The 21,434-nt window shown below is 70.5% G+C and carries 22 protein-coding genes and 1 tRNA gene; 19 read left to right on the forward strand and 4 right to left on the reverse strand.

Features of this window, described 5'->3' with window-relative positions; all coding sequences use genetic code 11:
• The first annotated feature begins 16 nt into the window (after nucleotides 1-16).
• The 18 genes from DMB42_RS20845 (at nucleotide 17) to DMB42_RS20930 (ending at nucleotide 15,294) form a co-directional block, all read left to right on the forward strand.
• Nucleotides 17-610 (forward strand): SurA N-terminal domain-containing protein, encoded by a 594-nt coding sequence (locus DMB42_RS20845; protein ID WP_125636639.1) that lies wholly within the window; start codon nucleotides 17-19, stop codon nucleotides 608-610.
• Nucleotides 611-614: 4 nt separating this feature from the next.
• The gene (locus DMB42_RS20850) at nucleotides 615-1,547 is read left to right on the forward strand and encodes a MazG family protein (RefSeq protein WP_125636640.1); all 933 of its coding nucleotides are present in this window, start codon (nucleotides 615-617) and stop codon (nucleotides 1,545-1,547) included.
• Nucleotides 1,548-1,622: 75 nt separating this feature from the next.
• Entirely contained in the window at nucleotides 1,623-3,572 is a 1,950-nt protein-coding gene (locus tag DMB42_RS20855; protein ID WP_125636641.1) for a WD40 repeat domain-containing serine/threonine protein kinase, read from the forward strand.
• Nucleotides 3,573-3,675: 103 nt separating this feature from the next.
• A complete protein-coding gene (eno, locus tag DMB42_RS20860) occupies nucleotides 3,676-4,953 on the forward strand; it encodes a phosphopyruvate hydratase (protein ID WP_125636642.1) in 1,278 nt (425 codons plus the stop codon).
• A gap of 71 nt (nucleotides 4,954-5,024) precedes the next feature.
• Nucleotides 5,025-5,432 carry a septum formation initiator family protein gene (locus DMB42_RS20865; protein WP_125636643.1) on the forward strand — a complete coding sequence of 136 codons (408 nt, stop codon included), beginning with the start codon at nucleotides 5,025-5,027 and terminating at the stop codon, nucleotides 5,430-5,432.
• Nucleotides 5,422-5,910 (forward strand): DUF501 domain-containing protein, encoded by a 489-nt coding sequence (locus tag DMB42_RS20870; RefSeq protein ID WP_125636644.1) that lies wholly within the window; start codon nucleotides 5,422-5,424, stop codon nucleotides 5,908-5,910. Before DMB42_RS20865 ends, DMB42_RS20870 begins: the two co-directional genes overlap by 11 nt.
• Nucleotides 5,901-6,848, forward strand: a complete 948-nt coding sequence (locus DMB42_RS20875; protein WP_125636645.1) for a Ppx/GppA phosphatase family protein — start codon at nucleotides 5,901-5,903, stop codon at nucleotides 6,846-6,848. Before DMB42_RS20870 ends, DMB42_RS20875 begins: the two co-directional genes overlap by 10 nt.
• 240 nt (nucleotides 6,849-7,088) lie before the next feature.
• Nucleotides 7,089-8,462 (forward strand): hypothetical protein, encoded by a 1,374-nt coding sequence (locus DMB42_RS20880; protein WP_125636646.1) that lies wholly within the window; start codon nucleotides 7,089-7,091, stop codon nucleotides 8,460-8,462.
• An 88-nt stretch (nucleotides 8,463-8,550) separates the two neighbouring features.
• Nucleotides 8,551-8,877 carry a PadR family transcriptional regulator gene (locus DMB42_RS20885; protein ID WP_125636647.1) on the forward strand — a complete coding sequence of 109 codons (327 nt, stop codon included), beginning with the start codon at nucleotides 8,551-8,553 and terminating at the stop codon, nucleotides 8,875-8,877.
• Nucleotides 8,874-9,818 (forward strand): hypothetical protein, encoded by a 945-nt coding sequence (locus DMB42_RS20890; protein WP_125636648.1) that lies wholly within the window; start codon nucleotides 8,874-8,876, stop codon nucleotides 9,816-9,818. The genes DMB42_RS20885 and DMB42_RS20890 overlap by 4 nt, the downstream gene beginning before the upstream one ends.
• Nucleotides 9,819-9,836: 18 nt before the next feature.
• The gene (locus DMB42_RS20895) at nucleotides 9,837-10,631 is read left to right on the forward strand and encodes a uracil-DNA glycosylase (protein ID WP_125636649.1); all 795 of its coding nucleotides are present in this window, start codon (nucleotides 9,837-9,839) and stop codon (nucleotides 10,629-10,631) included.
• A 95-nt stretch (nucleotides 10,632-10,726) separates the two neighbouring features.
• Entirely contained in the window at nucleotides 10,727-12,043 is a 1,317-nt protein-coding gene (locus DMB42_RS20900) for an NAD(P)/FAD-dependent oxidoreductase (RefSeq protein ID WP_125636650.1), read from the forward strand.
• An 80-nt stretch (nucleotides 12,044-12,123) separates the two neighbouring features.
• Entirely contained in the window at nucleotides 12,124-12,636 is a 513-nt protein-coding gene (locus DMB42_RS20905; protein WP_125636651.1) for a glycine cleavage system protein R, read from the forward strand.
• Nucleotides 12,633-13,157: a peptide deformylase gene (locus DMB42_RS20910; protein WP_125636652.1), complete on the forward strand. Its 525-nt coding sequence runs from the start codon at nucleotides 12,633-12,635 to the stop codon at nucleotides 13,155-13,157. The genes DMB42_RS20905 and DMB42_RS20910 overlap by 4 nt, the downstream gene beginning before the upstream one ends.
• Nucleotides 13,158-13,206: 49 nt before the next feature.
• Nucleotides 13,207-13,282 (forward strand) — tRNA-Leu (locus DMB42_RS20915).
• A gap of 365 nt (nucleotides 13,283-13,647) precedes the next feature.
• Entirely contained in the window at nucleotides 13,648-14,439 is a 792-nt protein-coding gene (locus tag DMB42_RS20920) for a Bax inhibitor-1/YccA family protein (protein ID WP_125636653.1), read from the forward strand.
• Nucleotides 14,440-14,597: 158 nt separating this feature from the next.
• A complete protein-coding gene (locus DMB42_RS20925; protein ID WP_125636654.1) occupies nucleotides 14,598-14,831 on the forward strand; it encodes a DUF4287 domain-containing protein in 234 nt (77 codons plus the stop codon).
• A gap of 55 nt (nucleotides 14,832-14,886) precedes the next feature.
• Complete coding sequence (locus DMB42_RS20930) at nucleotides 14,887-15,294, forward strand: PPOX class F420-dependent oxidoreductase (RefSeq protein WP_125636655.1); 408 nt, start codon at nucleotides 14,887-14,889, stop codon at nucleotides 15,292-15,294.
• Nucleotides 15,295-15,358: 64 nt separating this feature from the next.
• Here DMB42_RS20930 and DMB42_RS20935 read toward each other — a convergent pair whose 3' ends face one another.
• The 3 genes from DMB42_RS20935 to DMB42_RS20945 all read right to left on the reverse strand — a co-directional run bounded on the left by DMB42_RS20935 (nucleotide 15,359) and on the right by DMB42_RS20945 (nucleotide 19,023).
• Nucleotides 15,359-16,576: an acetyl-CoA C-acetyltransferase gene (locus DMB42_RS20935; protein WP_125636656.1), complete on the reverse strand. Its 1,218-nt coding sequence runs from the start codon at nucleotides 16,574-16,576 to the stop codon at nucleotides 15,359-15,361.
• A gap of 74 nt (nucleotides 16,577-16,650) precedes the next feature.
• On the reverse strand, nucleotides 16,651-17,994 hold the full coding sequence (locus DMB42_RS20940; RefSeq protein ID WP_125636657.1) for a PQQ-binding-like beta-propeller repeat protein: 1,344 nt from the start codon (nucleotides 17,992-17,994) through the stop codon (nucleotides 16,651-16,653).
• 90 nt (nucleotides 17,995-18,084) lie between these two features.
• Nucleotides 18,085-19,023 (reverse strand): SGNH/GDSL hydrolase family protein, encoded by a 939-nt coding sequence (locus tag DMB42_RS20945; protein ID WP_260477823.1) that lies wholly within the window; start codon nucleotides 19,021-19,023, stop codon nucleotides 18,085-18,087.
• A gap of 171 nt (nucleotides 19,024-19,194) precedes the next feature.
• Here DMB42_RS20945 and DMB42_RS20950 point away from each other — a divergent pair, with 171 nt between their 5' ends.
• On the forward strand, nucleotides 19,195-20,565 hold the full coding sequence (locus DMB42_RS20950) for a cystathionine beta-synthase (RefSeq protein WP_125636659.1): 1,371 nt from the start codon (nucleotides 19,195-19,197) through the stop codon (nucleotides 20,563-20,565).
• On the opposite strand, the gene DMB42_RS20955 is transcribed toward DMB42_RS20950, so the two are convergent.
• Entirely contained in the window at nucleotides 20,566-21,414 is an 849-nt protein-coding gene (locus DMB42_RS20955) for an NAD(P)-dependent oxidoreductase (protein WP_185844773.1), read from the reverse strand.
• Nucleotides 21,415-21,434: the final 20 nt, after the last annotated feature.

Here is a 21,434-nt window from a genome sequence, read left to right on the forward strand (position 1 = left end):
TCGGAAAGGGACGCATGTGAAGTCGATTCGAGTGGCTGTGGCCGCCGGTGCGGTGGGACTCGCCGCGCTGACCGCCTGCTCTTCGCCCATTGAGGCCGGAGCCGCGGCCGTGGTCGGGAGCGAGCGCATCTCGGCCCGCGATCTGACCAGGAACGTTCAGACGTACGAGGCGGCGCTCAAGCGCGCCAACGTCTCGGCCGAGCAGCTCGGAGTGCCCGTCACTCAGTTCGTGCTCTACCGGATGGCGAACGAGAGCGCGTTCAGGCAGCTCGCGGCCAAGCACAACGTGCAGGTGAGCGACGGCGAGATCGACGCCGCGCTCAAGGACCCGGGCCAGTACCAGTCGCCCGAGATCAACCTGATCGCCAGGGGCGTGAGCCCGGCCGACGCGCGTGGCTACCTGCGTGCGGAGCTGGGCGCGATCAAGGTGCGCAACCAGCTCGGCGGCGCCCAGGACCAGGCCGCCCAGGAGAAGTTCGTCAAGGAGCTGACGAGCATCAAGCCGATCTACAGCCCGCGTTACGGCGAGTTCACCCAGCAGGGGTTCGTCGATCCGGGCCGGTTCGGCAAGTCCTCCCAGCAGGCGCAGCAGCAGCCGCAGCAGGGCTAGCGACATGCCGCTCATCGTCGTCACCACCTCGCCCAGGGTCGCGCCGGGCCTGCTGAGCGACCAGGCCTGGCAGGCGCTGCGCTCGGGGCCCGTGCTGACCGCCACCGACTCCCACCCCCAGCTGCCCTACCTGGCCGCCGCCGGGATCGAGGTGGAGGTCGTCGCGCCCGACGCGGTCGGGCTGTCCAGGCTGGCCGTGCGGGAGCGCGTGGTGTGGCTCGCCGGTGACGACGAGGACTTCATGCGCGCGATCGGGCGGGCCGCCATCTCGCTCGACGAGCCGCCGCTGATCGAGGTCGTGCCCGGTTCGTACGACCTGCCCGGCTCGCGGGTGCTCGACCTGGTCGCGGTCATGGACCGGCTGCGTACCGAGTGCCCCTGGGACCGCAAGCAGACGCACGAGTCGCTGGCGCCGTACCTGCTGGAGGAGTCGTACGAGGTCCTGGAGACGATCGAGCAGGGCGACTACCCGGCGCTCCGCGAGGAGCTCGGCGACCTGCTGCTCCAGGTGGTCTTCCACGCCCGCGTGGCCGAGACGTTCGACATGGACGACGTCGCCGCCGGCATCGTGGACAAACTCGTCCGGCGCCACCCGCACGTGTTCGGTTCGGTGCGGGTGGAGAGCGCGGACGAGGTCAACGACAACTGGGAGGCGATCAAGGCGGCCGAGCGGGCGGCCAAGGGCGGCGAGTCGTCGGTGCTCGACGGCGTCCCCATGGGGCAGCCCGCGCTCGCGCTGGCCGCCCAGCTCCTGCGCAGGGCCGGGCGGGCGGGGGCGCCCGACGCCCTGGCCGCCGCGATCGGCCAGGGCGTGGCCCGGGAGCTGTTCGACCTCGTACGCCGGGCGCAGGAGGCCGGGCTGGACGCCGAGGCCGAGCTGCGCGCGGCGGCCCGCGCCTACCGCGACCGCGTACGCGCGTGGGAGTCGAACGCCTAGCTGCCCGTGTTGTGGCGACAAGTCGCCGAATGCCAGGATCCTCAGGGGCTTGAACGACAGGGCCGAGGGGGACTGGTGGTGGAGCTGAGACCGCTGCGTTCGGGGGAACCGCGGGAAGTGGCGGGTTATCGCCTGCTCGGCGAGCTGGGCGACGGCGGGCAGGGGTCGGTGTTCCTCGGCCGGGACGCGGACGGCCGGCACGCGGCCGTCAAGGTGCTGCATCCGCGTCTGCTGAGCGACGAGCGGGCCACCCGCCGGTTCCTGCGGGAGAGCGCGACGGCCGCGAAGGTGGCGGGCTTCTGCACCGCGACCGTGTACGGGAGCGGGCTGACCGAGGGCCGGCCGTACATCGTGAGCGAGTTCATCGACGGCCCGTCCCTGCACGACCTGGTCATCGACGCCGGCCCGCTGACCGGCGGCGAGCTGGACCGGCTGGCGGTCGGGACGATCACCGCCCTGACCGCCATCCACGGCGCGGGCATCGTGCACCGCGACTTCAAGCCGAGCAACGTGCTGATGGGCCTGGACGGCCCGCGCGTGATCGACTTCGGCATCGCCAAGGACATGGACGTCTCCACCACGGCGAGCAGCGTCGTCGGGACGCCGGGGTTCATGTCGCCCGAGCAGATCTCGGGGGAGACCGCCACGGCGGCGTCCGACGTCTTCAGCTGGGCGGCGACCATGGGGTTCGCGGCGACCGGGCAGCCGCTGTTCGGGCGCGACTCGATCCCCGCGGTGATGAACCGGATCCTGCACGCCGAGCCGGACCTGCGGGAGGTGCCCGAGCCGCTGCGCTCGGTGTTGCGCGGGTGCCTGGCGAAGGAGGCCGGGGCACGGCCGTCGGCGGACGACGTCCTGATGCGGCTGCTGGGCCGTACCGCGCCCGACCTCCGCGCCCACGCCCCCCGCCGTACGGGCTCTCGCGCCCCACGCCGTGACGCGCGGGAGGAGCGGGGTGGCGTCCGGAGGGAGCGGGGAGAGCGCCGTGGTGTGCGCGCGGTCCGGTCCGACGGGCCGGTGGCGGGCCACGACGTGCGGGCCGTACGCAGGCGGTGGGCCGCCGCCGGTGTGGGGGTGCTCGTCGTCGCCGGGATGGTGGCCGGGGCACTGTGGCGGAACGCCGGACTGCCCTCCGCCGTCGGACGGGAGACGGCGTTCGGCGTCGAGCTCGGCCCCGAGTTCGGCCCCACGACGAGGGGGGCGCGGGTCGAGGCGATGGCCATCGGCTACGACAAGGACTCGCCCGTCGTCGCCTACGCCGAGAGGTCCGGCCACTCGATCGAGGTCTGGGACCCGAGCATCGGCGAGCGGATCGACCGGCTGGCGGACGCGGGCCCCTCGCCGGTGCGCTCGCTGATGCTGGTCCCGGTGGGCGGGCGGCAGACGGCGGTCTGGACGGGCACGGACGGCATCGTACGGCGCTGGCGCATCGGCGACCCCAAGCCAGGCAAATTGTACGTGGCGTGCCGGTCGGAAGCCCGCGTGGCGCCCGGCCTGTGGCGCAAGCAGCCCGCGGTCGTGATCGGCTGCCCCGACGGCCAGGTCGTGACGCTCGACCTGACCTCCAACCGCATCGTGGCCCGCGCCAAACCCGTGGCCGGCCCGGTCACCGCGCTGGCCTGGGACGAGGCCAGCGGCAAGCCCCTGGTCGGCACCGGCGCCGGCCTGGTGGGGGCGGCGGCGGGGGTGCTCGGCAAGGGCGAGGTGCGCTCGGTGGCCGCGTTCGGCGACGGCCCCGCCGCCGTCACCGTGGGCGGTTCGACCGCCGTGTACGACCTGGCCAGCGGCGCCTTCGTACGCGGCTTCAGCACGGGCGCGGCGGGCGTCGGCGTCACTTCGGCCGGGGGCCGCAGGATGATCGCCGGCGGCGGCGACGGTGTGACCGTGTGGAACGCCGACCACGGCGAGCGGCTGGGCGACCTGGCGCAGGGCCAGAAGGTCACCGCGCTGGCGGTGGGCGAAGGGCTCCTGGTCGCCGCGACGGACGGCAGACTGCGCGCGTGGAGTCTGTCCTCGATCGGATGATCCGCGGTGGTGAGGTGTGTGGTGGGTGACCGTGCCGTATCGGTGGCCCGGGGTACCGATAGGCTCTGATGGCATATTGCCTTTCGATTTAGGAGCGCAACCCGTGGCTACCATCGAGGTCGTTTACGCTCGCGAGATCCTCGACTCCCGGGGCAACCCCACGGTCGAGGTCGAGGTGGTCCTCGACGACGGCAGCAGCGGCCGCGCCGCCGTGCCGAGCGGGGCGTCCACCGGCCAGTTCGAGGCGGTCGAGCTGCGTGACGGCGGCAAGCGCTACGGCGGCAAGGGCGTGGAGAAGGCCGTGCTCGCCGTGACCGACGAGATCTTCGAGGAGATCAACGGCATCGAGGCCGAGGATCAGCGCATCATCGACCAGATCATGATCGACCTCGACCGCACGCCCAACAAGGCCAAGCTGGGCGCCAACGCCATCCTGGGCGTCTCGCTGGCCGTCGCCAAGGCCGCGGCCGACAGCGCCGACCTGCCCTTGTTCCGTTACGTCGGCGGCCCCAACGCCCACGTCCTGCCGGTCCCGATGATGAACATCCTCAACGGGGGCGCCCACGCCGACACCAACGTCGACATCCAGGAGTTCATGATCGCGCCGATCGGGGCGGAGACGTTCCGCGAGGCCGTGCGCATGGGCACCGAGGTCTACCACGCGCTCAAGGGCGTGCTCAAGGAGAAGGGCTACGCGACGGGCCTGGGCGACGAGGGCGGCTTCGCCCCCAACCTGCCCTCCAACCGCGACGCCCTCGACCTGATCCTCGTCGCGATCGAGCGGGCCGGCTACGTGCCGGGCGAGGACATCGCGCTGGCCCTCGACGTGGCCGCCTCCGAGTTCCACAAGGACGGCGTCTACACGATCGACGGCAAGGGCGTCTCGGCGCAGGAGCTCATCGCCTTCTACGCCGACCTGGTCGCCAACTACCCGCTCGTGTCCATCGAGGACCCCCTCGACGAGGAGGACTGGGCGGGCTGGAAGGCCATCACCGAGGCCCTCGGCGACAAGGTCCAGCTCGTCGGCGACGACCTGTTCGTGACCAACCCCGAGCGGCTGGAGCGCGGCATCAAGGAGGGCACCGCCAACGCCCTGCTGGTCAAGGTCAACCAGATCGGCACGCTGTCGGAGACCCTCGACGCCGTCGACCTGGCCCACCGCAGCGGCTACCGGTGCATGATGAGCCACCGTTCCGGCGAGACCGAGGACACCACGATCGCCGACCTGGCGGTGGCGGTCAACTGCGGTCAGATCAAGACCGGCGCCCCGGCGCGGTCCGACCGGGTGGCCAAGTACAACCAGTTGCTGCGCATCGAGGAGCTTCTGGACGACGCCGCCCGCTACGCGGGTCGCGCGGCTTTTCCGCGGTTCCGGCGCTAGTTTCGACTGACGGCTCGCGGCCTGGGAAGGGCTGAGCGCCGCGAGCCGTACGTCGAAGGGGGTGTGCAGCATTGGCGAAGAGGCCGCAGCTGACCGGGCGGGCCGCCATCCTCGCGATCGTGGTCTGCGCGATCGCGATGAGCCTGGCCTACCCTGTGCGCGAGTACATCAGCCTGCGCCGCAGCATCTCCGAGCTGCAGGCGGAGAAGGCCAGGGTCGAGGCCGAACGGCAGGCGCTGCTGGCCCGCGACCGGCAGAGCGACGATCCCAACTGGATCAAGCGCACCGCGAAGGAGCGGCTGCACTTCTGCGGCCCCGGCGAGAAGTGTTATGTGGTGATGGAGCCCGAGCAGGGCAAGGAGCAGGCGGCCGTGAAGCAGCCGGTCGAGGTGCCCCCGTGGTACCAGACGCTGTGGGAGTCGGTGGAGGCGGCCGACAAGGGCACGGGCCGCAGAGCGGTGGAGAGCAGTGGAAAGTGATGACGTCGAGGCGGTTCAGCGGCAGCTCGGCCGTCCGCCCAGAGGGCTGCGCGAGGTGGCTCACCGTTGCCCGTGCGGCAACCCCGACGTGGTGGAGACCGCGCCGCGACTGCCCGACGGGTCGCCGTTCCCGACCTTGTACTACCTGACCTGCCCCAAGGCGGCCTCGGCCATCGGCACGCTCGAAGGCTCGGGCCTGATGCGCGAGATGCAGGCCAGGCTGGCGACCGACCCCGACCTGGCGGCCGCCTACCAGGCCGCCCACGACGACTACGTCGCAAGACGCGACAAGGCGGCACAGGACGAGGGCATGGAGCCGCTGCCGCGCGACATGCAGAGCACCGGCGGCATGCCGCTGCGCGTGAAGTGCCTGCACGCCCTGGTCGCGCACGAGCTGGCGGTGCCGGGGAGCAACCCGTTCGGCAGGGAGGCGCTGGAGGCGCTCCCCGAGTGGTGGAGTGACGGACCATGCGTGTAGCCGCCATCGACTGCGGCACCAACTCGGTGCGCCTGCTGATCGCCGACGTCCTCGACGACACGCTGGACGACGTCGAGCGGCGGATGGAGATCGTCCGCCTGGGCCAGGGGGTCGACCGCACCGGCATGCTGGCGCCCGACGCGCTGGAGCGTACGTTCAAGGCGATGCGCTCCTACCGGCAGCTGATCGACCGGCACGGCGCGGTGGCGACCAGGGTGGTGGCCACGAGCGCGACCCGCGACGCCGGCAACCGGCAGGAGTTCGTCGACGGCGTACGCGAGATCTTCGGCGTGGCGCCCGAGGTCGTGACGGGGGCGGAGGAGGCCGAGCTGTCGTTCACGGGGGCGACCAGGGGCCTGCTGCGCATCTCGCCGGAGACCGAGCTGCCGCAGGGCCCGCTGCCCCCCTACCTGGTGGTGGACATCGGCGGTGGCTCCACGGAGTTCGTGGTCGGCACCGAGCACGCCGAGGCGGCGCTGTCGGTGGACATCGGCTGCGTACGCCTGACCGCGCGGCACCTGCGGGACGCCGGCGACCCGCCGCCCGCCCCGGCGCTGGAGGCCGTCGTCGCCGACATCGAGGCGGCCCTCGACCGGGTCGCGGAGGCGGTGCCCGTCGAGCGGGCGCACACGCTGGTGGGCCTGGCGGGGTCGGTGACGACGATCGCGGGCATCGCGCTCGACCTGCCCGCCTACGACTCCGGGCGTATTCACCACTCAAGGATTTCCGCCGGTCAGGTCCACGAGGTGACGCGGCGGTTGCTCGCGATGACCCATGGTGATCGCGCGGCGGTCCCGGTCATGCACCCTGGACGAGTTGACGTGATAGGTGCCGGTGCGCTTATTCTTGACCGGATCGTGCGCCGTTTCGCGTTTACGCAGGTCGTGGTTAGCGAGCACGACATCTTGGACGGCATCGCCTGGTCCCTCGCGCGATAGGTATCGCCAAATCCGGACATTTCCGATCTATGTCCTGTGTTGAGGGTGCAATCAGTATTGTGATTAGGTAAAGGTGCAAAACGGGGGCTTTGCCATTTCGCTGTGCACGGAAGGTGACGGCGTGGCGACCGTTCCCGAGCGCGTCTTTTCCCTCACGGAATGGAGCACTCTCACATGATGTCTGTTGGGTTAGCACGTAAGGCGGCGGCGTTCGGCGCCTCTGCCGCTGTGCTGGCCGCCATGGCAGCGGGTCTGGTCGCCAGCCCCGCGCAGGCGGCGACCGCGGCCGCGGCGGGCAAGGCCACCACGGCCTCCGGCGCCAAGTCGGCCAAGGTGTCGGTCACCGCTCCGGCGGCCTCGTCGAAGGACTACCAGGGTTCCTGCCCGGTCAAGGTCAACTTCTCGGCCAAGATCAAGGTTCCCGTCAAGGGCAAGACCGAACTTGCCTACCGCTGGCTCCACGGTGACGGTTCCAAGGGCAAGGTCCAGGTGGTCAAGCTCAAGGGCCACGGCACCAAGTCGGTCACCGTCAAGGAGTCGGTGACCTTCAAGGGTGACGTCAAGGGCTGGGAGGCCGTCCAGGTCCTCGGTCCGAAGAAGGTCACGTCCAAGAAGGGCTACTTCTCGGTCTCGTGTGTGGACCTCGGAGGCGTCCGTACGGACAAGGACGTGTCTGTCTCGGCGCGCGCCTGGGCCGACCCGTCCTCCTACGCCGGTCCCTGCACCCCGGGTGACAAGATCGACTTCACCGGTCTGATCAGCGTCAACCAGCCGACCTGGGTCCGCTACCGCTGGATCCTGAACGGCGACGTCGTCGACCACGGCAAGGTCAAGGTCTGGAGCAAGCGCAAGGTCGGCTTCGGCATCTCCCCGCGTCACAGCCAGCGCGGCTGGGCGCAGCTGGAGATCGTCGGCCCTGACGACGCTCTGTCCAACCGCGCCTACTACAAGGTGTGGTGCAAGGACTCGACCCCCGCTCCCGCTGTCAAGGTCTCGGCCACCGACCTGGTGACCGCCACCAACAACATCGGCTGCAAGGTCGGCGCGCACGCCAACGTGAACGCGACCGGCCCGGCTCGGGTCCAGTGGACCTGGGCGGTCAACGGCGAGTCCGTGCTCAAGGGCGAGAGCGACTTCTCGACCAGCGGCTCGAAGACCGTCGAGCTCCCTGAGCGGGCGCTGACCGGCGAGGCGGCCAAGGGTGGCAAGATCACCCTGACGGTCACCGGGCCGAACAACAGCGACTCGATCACGCAGTCGTACGCGGCGTGCGAGGCTCCCAAGCCCACCGCGTCCGTGTCGGCCGTGTCGGTCTCCGGCACCCGCAACGACATGTGCAAGGACAACCGTGGTCCCGGCGTGGACTTCTCGGCCACCCTGCACAGCACCGGCCCGACCACCGTCAAGTACTACTGGGTGGTCAACGGCGTCAAGGACGTCAACGTCCTGGAGCGTCAGGTCAACGGCGACCTCGCCGTGACCTGGGGCGTCGGTGGCACGCACAACAGCAAGGAGACGAAGGGCACCATCGAGCTCGTCGTCGTCAGCCCGAACGCCGCCTCGTCGGGCGTCGCCAACTACTCGGCGACCTGCCCGGCTCCGGCCGCCGCCTAGGCTGATCATGTGACCGGGCGGCACCCTTACGGGAGCCGCCCGGTTCTCTTGTTGCCACTACTGTGCATTGCACAGTACTCTGCTTCGCGTGGATAGCAGCCAGTTGCTCAAGGGCGTGCTCGACCTGGCCGTCCTGGCCGTGCTCGACGAGCGCGACGGCTACGGCTACGACGTCGTGCGCAGGCTCAGGGAGGCGGGCCTGGAAGAGGTGGGCGACGCCTCCGTCTACGGCACGCTGCGCCGCCTGTTCAAGGCCGGCGCGCTCAACTCCTACGTCGTGGCCTCCGACGAGGGCCCTCACCGCAAGTACTACGGCCTCAACGAGGTCGGCCGCACCATGTACGCCGCCTCCGCCAAGCGGTGGACCTCGTTCGCGGCCACCATGGATTCCCTGCTCAAGGAGGGGCACGCATGACCACGCCGGAACAGTACGCGCAGGCCGTCCGCGACGCCCTGGCGGATCACCCTGACCGCGAGGAGCTGATCGAGGACCTCGACGACCATCTGGCCGAGATCGCCGCCGAGTCCGACCTGCCGCTGGAGGATCGGCTCGGGCCGCCCGCGGCCTACGCCGACGAGCTGGTGGCCGCCTACGGGGGCCGTCCCCAGAGCCGCCAGAAGCGCCGCCGGCGGCCCCGCGAGTACGCGGCGCGGGCGCATGCCGCGCTGCTGCGCCAGAAGCCGTACCAGAGGCTCGTGGCCTTCCTGCCGGAGCTGCGGCCCGGCTGGTGGGTGCTGCGCGGTTACCTGCTGGCCATGCTGCTGCTGGCGATCACGGCCCGCGGCGGCCTCGTCCCGGGCAACCTGGCCGAGTGGGCGCTCGTGGCGGCGGCCGTGTGGGTCTCGGTGTGGTTCGGCCGGGCCGGCGGCGGGCGGTTCGCCGCGCTGCTGGCGACGGGCGTCAACCTGGTCGCGGCGCTGGCGCTGCTCGTCGGCATGGCGGAGGCCTCCGACGGGCGCGAGCAGCCGGTCGCGATGTCGACGCCGGCCGACGTGATGCTGGTCGGGGGCAGCCTCGGCTTCTACAACATCAAGCCGTACGCCAAGGACGGCAGCCCGCTGACCGACGTCTACCTCTACGACCAGGACGGCAACCCGATCACGGTCGCCCCCGAGGAGCACGGCTTCACGGTCGACCGGTCGTGCGGCGAGCCGGTGCTCAACCGCTACCCGCTGCCGCTGGTCCAGCAGGAGGAGATGTTCGCCGACGACGGCACGTCCAAGGCCACGCCGTCCACCTGCCCGACCGCGACCCCGGTCCCCACCGGCCTGCCGTCGGCCGCGCCCTCAGGCGGGCCCTCTGCCGGGCCTTCGGGTGAGCCGTCCGCCACGCCCGTGCCGTCGCGGACCAGGTGATCGGGCACCATCGGTGTCATGAGCTTCGTACCTCCCGGCACCGGCTGGCCAGGCGACCCCGCCACCCCTGACACGCCGGTGGCCCAGAACCCCGCGGACGTGCGCCGCCTCGCCGCCACCAGCAGCACCCTCGCGGAGCTCACGGCCGCGCAGTCCGTCTGCCGGGCCTGCCCGCGTCTGGTGGAGTGGCGCGAGGAGGTCGCGCGGGTGAGGCGGCGCGCGTTCGCGGACGAGACGTACTGGGGCCGTCCCGTCCCGGGGTGGGGGGCCGAGCGGCCGAAGGTGTTGCTGGTCGGCCTGGCGCCGGCGGCCCACGGGGGCAACAGGACCGGCCGCATCTTCACCGGCGACCGCAGCGGCGACTGGCTGTTCGCCTCGCTCCACCGCTGCGGCCTGGCGGCCAAGGAGACCAGCACGTACGCGGGCGACGGCCAGGAGCTCATCGACACCAGGGTCGTCGCGTCGGTGCGTTGCGCGCCCCCGGCCAACAAGCCCACGCCCGAGGAGAAGGCCACCTGCTTCCCGTGGATGGCACGGGAGATCGCGCTGGTCGCGCCGAGCGTACGGGCGGTGGTGGCGCTCGGCGGCTTCGCCTGGCAGGCCATGTGGCCCGCGCTCAAGGACGCCGGCTACGAACTGCCCCGGACGCGGCCCGCCTTCGGGCACGGCGTCGTGGTCGAGGTCCGCCACGACGCCGCCCCTGTCACGCTGATCGGCTGCTACCACCCGAGCCAGCAGAACACCTTCACCGGCCGCGTCACCGCCCAAATGCTGGACGACGTCTTCCTCAGGGCCAGGTCACTGGCCGTGTGACGTGTCCCACCACCCCCGGATTGGACTCTCCGAGAGGCCCGGACGTAAGCTTGTGAATGCTTTCACAAGCATTCCACGAGGGATGGGGCCTCAGGATGAACAAGCACATCTTGATCGTCGGCGGCGGGTACGTCGGCCTGTACACAGCGCTCAGACTGCAACGCAAACTCCACCGCGAGCTGCGTGGCGGCGAGGCGCGCATCACGATCATCGACCCCCAGTCCTACATGACCTACCAGCCGTTCTTGCCGGAGGCGGCGGCGGGTAACCTCTCGCCCCGGCACATGGTGGCCCCGCTGCGCCGGATCCTGCCCAAGGTGCGCATACTCAACGGCACGGTCACCAAGGTCGACCACGCCGAGCGCGTCGTCACCTTCCAGCCCGCCGAGGGCGAGCCGCGCCAGGTGGCCTACGACGTGATCGTGATGGCCGCCGGGTCGATCTCGCGTACGCTGCCGATCCCCGGCCTGACCGACATCGGCATCGGGTTCAAGACCGTCGGCGAGGCCATCGCGCTGCGCAACCGCGTCCTGCACCTGCTCGACGTGGCCGAGTCGACCGAGGACCCCGAGGTGCGGCGCAGGGCGCTCACGTTCGTCGTGGTCGGCGCCGGCTTCGCGGGCGTGGAGGCGCTGGCCGAGCTGGAGGACATGGCCAAGGACTCCACGCGCTACTACCGCAACATCGGCCCTGCCGACCTGCGCTGGGTCCTCGTCGAGGCCACGAACCGGGTCCTGCCCGAGGTGGGCCCCGAGATGGGCAAGTGGACGCTGGAGCAGCTCCGCGAGCGCGGCATCGAGGTCAAGCTGGACACCAGGCTGGAGTCGTGCGAGGGCGGCCACGTCGTGCTCAGCGACGGCACGGAGTTCGACGCCGAGACCCTGGTGTGGACCGCGGGCGTCAAGCCGAGCCCGGTGGTCAACGACAGCGACCTGCCCCTGGACGAGCGTGGCCGGATCAAGGCCACCGCCGCGCTGACCGTCGCCGGCACCCGCGACGCCTTCGCCGCCGGCGACGCGGCGGGCGTGCCCGACGTGACGAACCCGGGCCAGTACTGCGCGCCCAACGCCCAGCACGCCGTCCGCCAGGCCAAGGTGCTGGCCGACAACATCGTCCGTCACCTGCGTGGCGAGCAACTGGTCGATTACCGCCACAAATATGTCGGATCGGTCGCCGGTCTGGGCCTGCACCAAGGCGTCGCCAATGTCTATGGCGTGAAGCTGCGCGGTTTCCCTGCGTGGTTCATGCACCGCACTTACCATCTGTCGCGGGTGCCGACGCTGAACCGCAAGGTCCGCGTCGTCGTCGACTGGACCCTGGCCCTGTTCTTCAAGCGAGAGACCATCTCGCTGGGTGAGATGGAACATCCGCGCGACGGCTTCAGGGCCGCGGTGGCGACGACCCGCCGCTAGCCCAGGTACGGCAGCGCCCCGGCGAACATCGCCGGGGCGTTTTCGGCACTCCTGAACGCGATGCGGAAGGGGTACCAGGGGTGGGGCTCTCAGCGGTGACAGTGCTCGGCGTGGACCGGCCCGGCGTGATCGCCGCCGTCACCGGTTCGCTCGCCGACTGCGGGGCGAACATCCAGGACTCGACCATGACGCTGCTCGGCGGCCACGTGGCGATGATGTTGCTGGTCTCCGGCGACCTGGACCCCGCCGAGCTGATGAAACGGCTGCGCGCCCCCGACCTGGTGGTCTCCGCCTCGGCCGTGGAGGCGCGGCGGCACTTCTGCGACGACGGCGGCGGCCTCGGCTACGTCCTCACCGTGCACGGCCCCGACCGGCCGGGCATCATCTCGGCCGTCAGCGCCGTGCTCGCCGCCGACAAGGGCAACATCACCGGCATGAGCACCCGGCTCACCGGCCGCCTCTACGTGCTCATCGCCGACGTCGAACTGCCCAAGCACGTGGACGTCGCCGCCCTCATGCGCAGGCTGGCGGCCGTCGGCGCCGGGCTCGACTCGGAGATCACCTTCCGTCCCGTCGAGCCGGACCTGCTGTGAGCGGCGCCAGAGGCACCCCGCGGCGGGTGCTCGGCGCACCCCACCCGGCCCTGTCGGCCAAGGCCGAGCCGGTGGACCCGGCGGCCCCCGAGGTGGTGACCGCCGCCGCCGATCTCCTCGCCACCCTGCGCGGCCGTACCGCCGTCACCGGGCTAGCCGCCCCCCAGATCGGCCTGAGCTGGCGGCTGATCGCCTTCAACGCCTGGAGCCACCCCCGTGCCCGGTCGTGGGCCGGAGAGCTCGTCCTGATCAACCCTCGGCTCACGAGGGCCGCCCATTGGGACGGCGGGCGCGAGGGGTGCGCGTCCATCGCGGAGCTCACGGCGGACGTACGCCGGGCGACACGTATCACCGTACGTGGGCATTTGCCGGGCACGGGGGAGCTGGTCATCATCGAGGCGGACGCCTTCGAAGCCCGCTGCATTCAGCACCAACTGGACCATCTGGACGGTCTACTCTTCTTGGACAGAGTGCCGGGAGCCCTATCACTTCACCGCAGACTTCACAGTTGTGACGCCTGATGCGAAGTTGTGCTCCTCGGAAGCATGGTCCGTTTCGTATGATTGCGGCGCCCCCGTAGCCCAATGGCAGAGGCAAACCCCTTAAAAGGGTTGTAGTGCGGGTTCGAATCCCGCCGGGGGCACCATTCTTAAGTGTCCCCGACCTGGGGTTTTCTCCGAGTGAAGCGTCTTGTCGCATCCGCCGGTTCACTACTGTTGTCAGCCCGTCACACAATGCTTCCAGTGGTTTGCCGGGAAGACCCGATGTGGAGGGGCATCCGGAAGATTCCGTTTTCATCACGAAACCCAACAGAACCCGGTTTCAATTGGCCGCCCCGGACTTCTTCGCGGCCGGCCCGGCACCCTCCGGGCACGGGCCCGGTGACCTTGGGAACTTCCCCTGGACCGCGTTCGTTGTCCTCGCTGCCGAAGTCCCCCCGTACTTCGATCTGAGCGTGAGTTGACCTAGGTGCCGCCAGGCCCCGTAGGCTCGGCGCCACAGGAGGCAGCGATGGAGAGCAAGAACCCCGTTTTCAGCAGGTCGCGTCAGCAGCACGCGGGATGGGCCGGGCCGGCCCCGTCGCCCGACACGCTGCGGAACATGTACGACGCCCCGTCGTACGCACCCCCCGCCCCGCCCGCCCACCGGGCGATGACCCTCGACGACGTCGTGGTCCGGGGCTTCCTCACCCTGGGCGCGCTGGTCGTGGCCGCCGCCGCGGCCTGGATGCTCAACGTGCCGCCGGGGGTGGCCATCGGCGCCGCCGTCGTGGCCCTGATCCTCGGCCTGATCGCCTCGTTCACCCAGAGCGCCAACCCGGCCCTCATCCTGGGTTACGCGGTGTTCGAGGGCGTGTTCCTCGGCAAGATCAGCCAGGTCTTCGAGGGGGCCATCAGCGGCATCGTCCTCCAGGCGGTGCTCGGCACGGCCTTCGCCTTCGGCGCGGTGCTGACCGTCTACTCGCTGCGGGTCGTCCGCGTCACGCCCAAGCTGGTCAAGTTCGGCATGGCGGCCGCCATCGCGGTGGTCGGGCTGGTGCTGGTCAACCTGATCGTCGGGATCTTCAACGGCGTCGGGCTCGGCCTGCGCACCGACAGCCCGATCGGCTGGATCTTCAGCATCGTCATGATCCTGGTCGGCTGCTTCTTCCTGCTCCTCGACTTCGACGCGATCGAGCAGGGCGTGCGCCAGGGCGCTCCGGAGAAGTTCGCCTGGCAGTGCGCGTTCGGCCTCACGCTGAGCCTGGTCTGGATCTACCTCGAGGTGCTGCGCTTCATCAGCTATTTCACCGGCGACGACTGACCGTTCACCTCCAGGGGGCCTCGCCGTCACGGCGGGGCCCTCTCTTTGTGCGACCGGAAATCTACCTGCCGTCACAAAATGATGCCGGGCCGAGGGGTTGCCATTCGCACCGCGGTGTTGCAGTGTCGAGCAAAGGACCTTAATCCGCGGAGGTGCCCATGTCCTTGAACCACTCACCGGAGACGCAGACGAAGCTCATCGCAAGGGTCCCCACGATAACGGGACGCGAACTCCCCGAGTGGTTCCAAGCCATCGACAACGGCCCGGCTTTCCTGAGGTGCGACGAGCGGGCCAACTGGCTCGCCGACGAGCACGGGCTGACCCACGGCTACGCCGCCGCGATCGTGCTGGAGCACGAGCGGCACCGCCGTACCCGGATGGGCATGATGTAGAGCCCTTCCCCATCCCGCGCCCGTGCGTCGAGCACGGGCGCGTCATCATGAACACATGGATCTGGACAAGGCACTCGGCTTCATCGAGACCAACCACCACGCAGTCCTGCTCACCAGTCGTCGCGGAGGGCACCCGCAGATGTCACCGGTGCTGGCGGGCGTGGCCGGCGGTCACATCGTGATCAGCACCCGCGAGACGGCGATGAAGGTGCACAACATCCGCCGTGATCCCCACGTCTCCCTCTGCGTCCTCGCCGACGGCTTCTTCGGGGAGTGGCTCCAGGTGGACGGCACGGCCGAGATCGTCTCGCTGCCGGAGGCGATGGACCAGCTCGTCGCCTACTACCGCGACATCTCCGGCGAGCACCCCGACTGGGACGCCTACCGCGAGGCCATGGTCCGCGACCGCCGCGTCATCGTCCGCGTCACCCCGCTCCAGGCGGGCCCGGACCGCCAGGGCTGACCCGGAACGACACGAGCGGCCCGGCACGCCCGTACGGACGCGCCTGGCCGCTCGCGGCACCGGTCTAGGACAGACGCTCCAGCACCATCGCCATGCCCTGGCCGCCGCCCACGCACATCGTCTCCAGGCCGATGCTCTTGTCGTGGTGGCGCAGGCTGTTGATCAGCGTCGAGGTGATGCGCGCCCCCGTCATGCCGAACGGGTGCCCCACGGCGATGGCCCCGCCGTTGACGTTGAGCCGGTCGAGCTCGATCCCGAGGTCCTGGTACGACGGGATCACCTGCGCCGCGAACGCCTCGTTGATCTCCACGAGGTCGACGTCCTCGATCGCCATCCCGGCCCGCGACAGCGCCTGCTTCGAGGCCTCCACCGGCCCGAGGCCCATGATCTCGGGCGAGAGCCCGCTGACGCCGGTGCTGACGATCCTGGCCAGCGGCGTGATGCCCAGCTCGGCCGCCTTGACGTCGCTCATGATGATCACGGCCGCCGCGCCGTCGTTGAGCGGGCAGCAGTTGCCTGCGGTGACCGTGCCGTCGGGGCGGAACACCGGCTTCAGCCCGGCCACCCCCTCGTACGTGGTGCCGGCCCGGGGGCCGTCGTCCTTGCTGACCACGGTGCCGTCGGGGAGCGTGACGGGCGTGATGTCCTTCTGCCAGAACCCGTCGGCCAGCGCCTTCTCGGCCAGGTTCTGGGAGCGTACGCCGAACTCGTCCTGCTCGCGGCGGCTGACGCCCTTGAGCTGGGCCAGGTTCTCGGCGGTCTGGCCCATGGCGATGTAGATGTCGGGCACGGCGCCGTCCGCGCGCGGGTCGTGCCAGGTCCGGCCGCCCTCGGCCGCCTTCTTCGTACGGGCGAGCGCGTCGAGGAAGAGCGGGTTGTGGGTGTCGGGCAGCGAGTCGGAGTTGCCCTTGGCGAAGCGGGAGACGGTCTCGACGCCGGCCGAGACGAACACGTCACCCTCACCCGCCTTGATCGCGTGGAAGGCCATCCGCGTCGTCTGCAACGAGGAGGAGCAGTAGCGGGTGACGGTCGTGCCGGGCACGGTGTCGAGCCCGAGCAGGACCGCCACCACCCGGGCCATGTTGAAGCCCTGCTCGCCGCCCGGCAGGCCGCAGCCGAGCATGAGGTCGTCGATCGTGTTCGGATCGAGCTGGGGCACCTTGGCCAGCGCCGCCTGGATCATCTGTACGGTCAGATCGTCGGGACGGATGTCCTTGAGCGACCCCTTGAAGGCTCGTCCGATCGGGGAACGCGCGGTTGCGACGATGACTGCCTCGGGCATGGCCCCTCCTTGTGTCCGGCGCTGATATTAGAACTATATTCCAGTCCTCCTCGCAAGCGCCTGGGGGCCCGGGGTCAGCCGTACATGCCGGGCGCGGTGGCGGTGTGGTCGTTGACGGCGTGCACGGCGCCCTTCTCGTCCCGCCACAGGCGCCAGCCGTCCTGGCTGCCGGTGAACCACGGGGGCGGGGCGCTCATCGGCGAGACCCGCTTGCCGGTGGCCAGGTCGTACTCGCAGATGGCGGCCGTGGAGTAGAAGCCGGGGGCCTGGGCGCGCAGCGGGAGCGGCTTGGGGTCGGTGACGCAGAAGGACCAGCCGCGCTCCTCGTCCACCCGCGCGGCCTTGCCGGAGGCCAGGTTGAAGGCGCTGCCCTTGGCGTCGTGCTTGAGGAAGCCCAGTTTGTCCATGCGGTCGGGGAAGGCCAGCCACCAGCCCGAGCCCGGCACGTCGGCGGCGGTGATCTGGCCGACCACCCGGCCGGTCTCGGAGTCGAGCCTGGCGAACCCGCCGTAGGCGCCCCGGCGGTCGACCGGCCGGACGACGGGCGCGTAGCCGGGGCTGCCGCTGGGATAGACGCGTACGACCGAGGGACGCATCCAGTTGACCGTGCCGTCGCCGATCCTGATGGAGAACAACCCGAAGGTGGAGACCTGCTTGGTCTGGGGGTTGGTGTAGGGGGCGACGTAGCCGACCAGGTTGTCGCCGGTCGAACCGAACGCCCATCCGCCCGACAGGTCGATGCCCGGCCCGAGCGCCTGCTCGATCGGCTGCTGCCACTGGAGCTTGCCGGTCTTGACGTCGTACGACTCGATCATGGGGTTGGCGGCCATCCGCAGCAGCAGGACCCGCTCGGGGTCGGACCACTCGACCTCGGAGATGCCGGGCAGGCGCCACATCACCCGGCCCGTGGCCGGGTCGAGCACCACCATGCGGGCGTGGGTCAGGGCCGTGTGCTCGGACAGGCACAGGTAGGGCCCGCAGCGCTGCGGGCCGAACGTGGAGTGCATCGGCCTGGACCACTTCTGCACCCCGGACCGGGCGTCGCGGGCGACGAGGGTGGCGTTCCAGCGGCCCTTCCTGGCCGGGTCGAGCGCCACGATCACCCCCTGGCCCTTGGCCGTCTCCACGATCGCGGGGGCCGGGACGCCCATGCCGGGCAGGCGGCCGGCCATGGTGGCCGGGTAGGCCCACAGGCGCCGCCCGTCGTCGCGGCCGAGCGCCACGGTCTCCAGCGTGCCGTCGGGCTTCATGGAGGTCGTGGTGACCACGCCGGCCGCGGACACGATCCGGCTGACCGCGTTGACCTGGGTGTTCTGCCAGGAGGGGAAGTTCGCCGTGGCGGCGTCGCTGTCGGAGCAGGCCGTCAGGGCGAGGATGCCCGCGAGGGCCAGAGAAGGTTTCGTGAGGGGCCGGAGCACAGACAATTCACTCCAAAGAGGACGTGGAGTGACGGCTCGGGCTCGGAGGGTGACCGTGATCAGGCGTGGTCGAGCCACCCGCCGGACGCGCTAAGCGTCGGAAGGTGTCTCGCCGAGCCGCCGGCGGAACAGCGTGGCCCATTTGCCGTGCAGGCCCGTCGCCCGTCCGTCGACCCGGGTCGCGGTGACCTCGGTGCCGGGCTCCTCCGCGGCCGTTGCCGCCGCAAGATAGATCGGTTGGAGTCCTTCGCCCCGCGCGGGTCGCGGCTCAGGCCACAGCCCCAACGCAGCGCACACCGACGGTAGCACCGCGTAAGCGGCCTGCGCGTAACCTCGGTCAGATGGATGGAAACGATCCGGTCCGAACATTTCTGTCGGATTCGTATCGAATTCCGGGCCCAGAACGTCGGCGAACGCCACCGTACGGCCGCCCGCGTCCACGACGGCGACGGTCTGGGCGGCGGCGAGCTGGCGGCTCCACCGCCGGGTGACCCAGCGCAGCGGCTGGGCGATGGGCCGCACCGTGCCGAGGTCGGGGCAGGTGCCGACGACCACCTCGACGCCCGCCTCGCGCAGCCGCCGCACCGCCTTGGCCAGGTGACGCACGGCGGTGGCCGGCGACGTCTGCGTGATGATGTCGTTGGCCCCCACGAAGATCACCGCCACGTCGGGGCGCAGGGCCAGGGCGGCGTCCACCTGCTCGCCCAGCTCCGCCGAGGGGGCGCCCGACTTGCCCGCCACGAGCAGGTGCACCGGGCGCTCGGCCACCGAGGCCACGCCGTTGGCGAGCAGCACGGCGGGCGTGTGGCTGGGATCGGTCATGCCCAGGCCCACCGATGTGGAATCGCCGAGCATGGCCAGTTTGAGGGGGATTCCGGGGAAATCGCCGTAGACGCCGTCGGAGGGCGGTCCGTCCAGACCGTGGGGTCGGCCGATGGCCTTGCGCGCGAGCAGTCCTTCGGCGATCAGCAGGCCGTACGCCGTGGCTCCGAGAGCCGTCAGCCCGCCGCCGCCGAGCGCGGCCGCCATGGCGATCCTCCTGGCCGCACGTGCCATGCCTGCTGCCCAGACCACGTAGTGCCCTCCCGGTCGAACTCGGCGGTAGCGTTTGCTTGAAAACTAGCCGAGGGCCTGCCACCCCCAATGGATCTCGGCCTCGGGCAAGCTGATCAAGCTTCGGCAAAGAAGGTGAACACCTCGGTGCGCGTTTACGATTCCCTGGTCGATCTCATGGGGAACACTCCGCTCGTCCGGCTGCACAAGGTCACGGCGGGGATCTCCGCCCAGGTGCTGGCCAAGGTCGAATACTTCAATCCCGGCGGTTCGGTCAAGGACCGCATCGCGGTGCGCATGATCGAGGCCGCCGAAGCCTCGGGCGCGCTGCGGCCCGGCGGGGTCATCGTGGAGCCGACCTCCGGCAACACCGGCGTGGGCCTGGCCATCGTGGCCCAGCAGAAGGGCTACCGGTGCCTGTTCGTGGTGCCCGACAAGGTGGCCCAGGACAAGATCGCGGTGCTGCGCGCGTACGGGGCCGAGGTCGTGGTCTGCCCGACGGCCGTCTCGCCCGACCACCCGGAGTCCTACTACTCGGTCTCCGACCGGCTGGCCCGGGAGATCCCCAACGCCTGGAAGCCCGACCAGTACTCCAACGTCAACAACCCCGACTCCCACTACCACTCGACCGGTCCCGAGCTGTGGGAGCAGACCGACGGCCGCATCACGCACTTCGTGGCGGGCATCGGCACCGGCGGCACGATCAGCGGCACCGGCCGCTACCTCAAGGAGGTCTCCGGCGGCCGGGTGAAGATCATCGGGGCCGACCCCGAGGGCTCGGTCTACTCCGGTGGCTCCGGCCGTCCGTACCTGGTCGAGGGCGTCGGTGAGGACATCTGGCCGGCCACGTACGACACCGGGATCTGTGACGAGATCATCGCGGTGTCCGACAAGGACTCCTTCACCATGACCCGCCGGCTCGCCCGTGAGGAGGGGCTGCTCGTCGGCGGCTCGTGCGGCATGGCCGTGGTGGCGGCGCTGCAGGTGGCGGCCAACGCGGGGCCCGACGACGTGGTGGTCGTGCTGCTGCCCGACGGCGGCCGCGGCTACCTGTCGAAGATCTTCAACGACGACTGGATGGCCGACTACGGCTTCCTGACGACGAGCTCGGACGAGGGCCTGGTCGGCGACGTACTGGCGCGCAAGGGGCCGGGACTGCCGGAGTTCGTGCACGCCCACCCGCACGAGTCGGTCGGCACGGCCATCTCGATCATGCGCGAGTACTCGGTGTCCCAGCTTCCGGTCATGAAGGAGGAGCCGCCCGTCATGGCGGCCGAGGTGATCGGCTCCATCGTCGAGCGCGACCTCCTGGAGGCCCTCTACCACGGCAGGCTCGCCTCGGACGACCCGATCTCCGACCACATGTCGGCGCCGCTACCCACGATCGGCAGCGGCGAACCCGTCGCGCGCCCCGTCGAGGAGCTGGAGAAGGCCGACGCGGCGGTCGTGCTGGAGGACGGCAAGCCCGCCGGGCTGATCACCAGGCAGGACCTGCTCGCCTTCCTCGCCAACCACTGATCAGGGCTTCCGTATCGATTCGATCACGGTGCCGAGGCCCTCGTGGCCCCGCCCCTCGGCGGCGGCGCGCTCGAAGAGCCTTCGCAGCGCGTCCGGCACCGTGCTCTCGACGCCGGCCTCGCGCAGCGCGTGCACCACGTGGCCGATGCCGGCGAGCTGCATGTCCAGGGAGTTCAGCTCGCCGGGGTAGGTCCCGGCGGCGAACTCCTCGGCCAGGATCGTGGCGAAGCCCATCACGCCGTCGCCGCCGAGCTGGGTGAAGGTCTCCCGGACGAACGGGAGGAACTCCAGCGGGGAGACCCCGGCCGTGTGCAACATCGCCATGGCGTGCATCTGGCTGGTCAGGCTCGACCAGAAGATCAGCAGCAGCGACTGGTAGTACATCATCGCCAGGCCCTCGTCGGCGCCCACGTACGTGATGCCGCCGAGGGCCTCCAGCGTCGCGGCGTGCCGGTCGAGCACGTCCTTGGGGCCGCTGTAGAAGGAGTAGGCGCCCGGCTGCCCGATGCCCGGGGGCGGGACCATGATCCCGGCGGTGATGAGCGTGCCGCCCCGCCCGGCCACCCAGCGGGCCGCCGCGCGCAGCTCCTCCGGGGTGCCGGAGCTGAGGTTGACCAGCACCTTCCCGTCCAGCCTCGCCTCGCCGAGGCTGTCGTACATGGCCTGGTAGCCGATCTGGCTGATCACCAGGAGGTCGCCGTCCGCGGCCGAGGCCGCACGTCTGGCGCCCCGGACGACCAGCGGTTCTGTCTTGCTCGCCGTACGGTTCCACACGGCCACGTCGAAACCGGCGCCGAGGAACGTCTCGGCCATCTTCGACCCCATCGGGCCGAGTCCCACAACTGTCACCTGAGTCATGACAGGGAGCC

This window comes from Nonomuraea sp. WAC 01424, from assembly GCF_003947315.1.
GTDB classification, from domain to species: domain Bacteria; phylum Actinomycetota; class Actinomycetes; order Streptosporangiales; family Streptosporangiaceae; genus Nonomuraea; species Nonomuraea spiralis.

Bases quoted from the DNA above. Each gene is read 5' to 3' on its own strand.
- DMB42_RS20850 (WP_125636640.1), top strand. From the start codon at position 615: ATGCCGCTCATCGTCGTCACCACCTCGCCCAGGGTCGCGCCGGGCCTG.
- DMB42_RS20875 (WP_125636645.1), top strand. From the start codon at position 5,901: ATGCGTGTAGCCGCCATCGACTGCGGCACCAACTCGGTGCGCCTGCTG.
- DMB42_RS20880 (WP_125636646.1), top strand. From the start codon at position 7,089: ATGGCAGCGGGTCTGGTCGCCAGCCCCGCGCAGGCGGCGACCGCGGCC.
- DMB42_RS20890 (WP_125636648.1), top strand. From the start codon at position 8,874: ATGACCACGCCGGAACAGTACGCGCAGGCCGTCCGCGACGCCCTGGCG.
- DMB42_RS20895 (WP_125636649.1), top strand. From the start codon at position 9,837: ATGAGCTTCGTACCTCCCGGCACCGGCTGGCCAGGCGACCCCGCCACC.
- DMB42_RS20900 (WP_125636650.1), top strand. From the start codon at position 10,727: ATGAACAAGCACATCTTGATCGTCGGCGGCGGGTACGTCGGCCTGTAC.
- DMB42_RS20920 (WP_125636653.1), top strand. From the start codon at position 13,648: ATGGAGAGCAAGAACCCCGTTTTCAGCAGGTCGCGTCAGCAGCACGCG.
- DMB42_RS20925 (WP_125636654.1), top strand. From the start codon at position 14,598: ATGTCCTTGAACCACTCACCGGAGACGCAGACGAAGCTCATCGCAAGG.
- DMB42_RS20930 (WP_125636655.1), top strand. From the start codon at position 14,887: ATGGATCTGGACAAGGCACTCGGCTTCATCGAGACCAACCACCACGCA.
- DMB42_RS20935 (WP_125636656.1), bottom strand. From the start codon at position 16,576: ATGCCCGAGGCAGTCATCGTCGCAACCGCGCGTTCCCCGATCGGACGA.
- DMB42_RS20945 (WP_260477823.1), bottom strand. From the start codon at position 19,023: ATGGCGGCCGCGCTCGGCGGCGGCGGGCTGACGGCTCTCGGAGCCACG.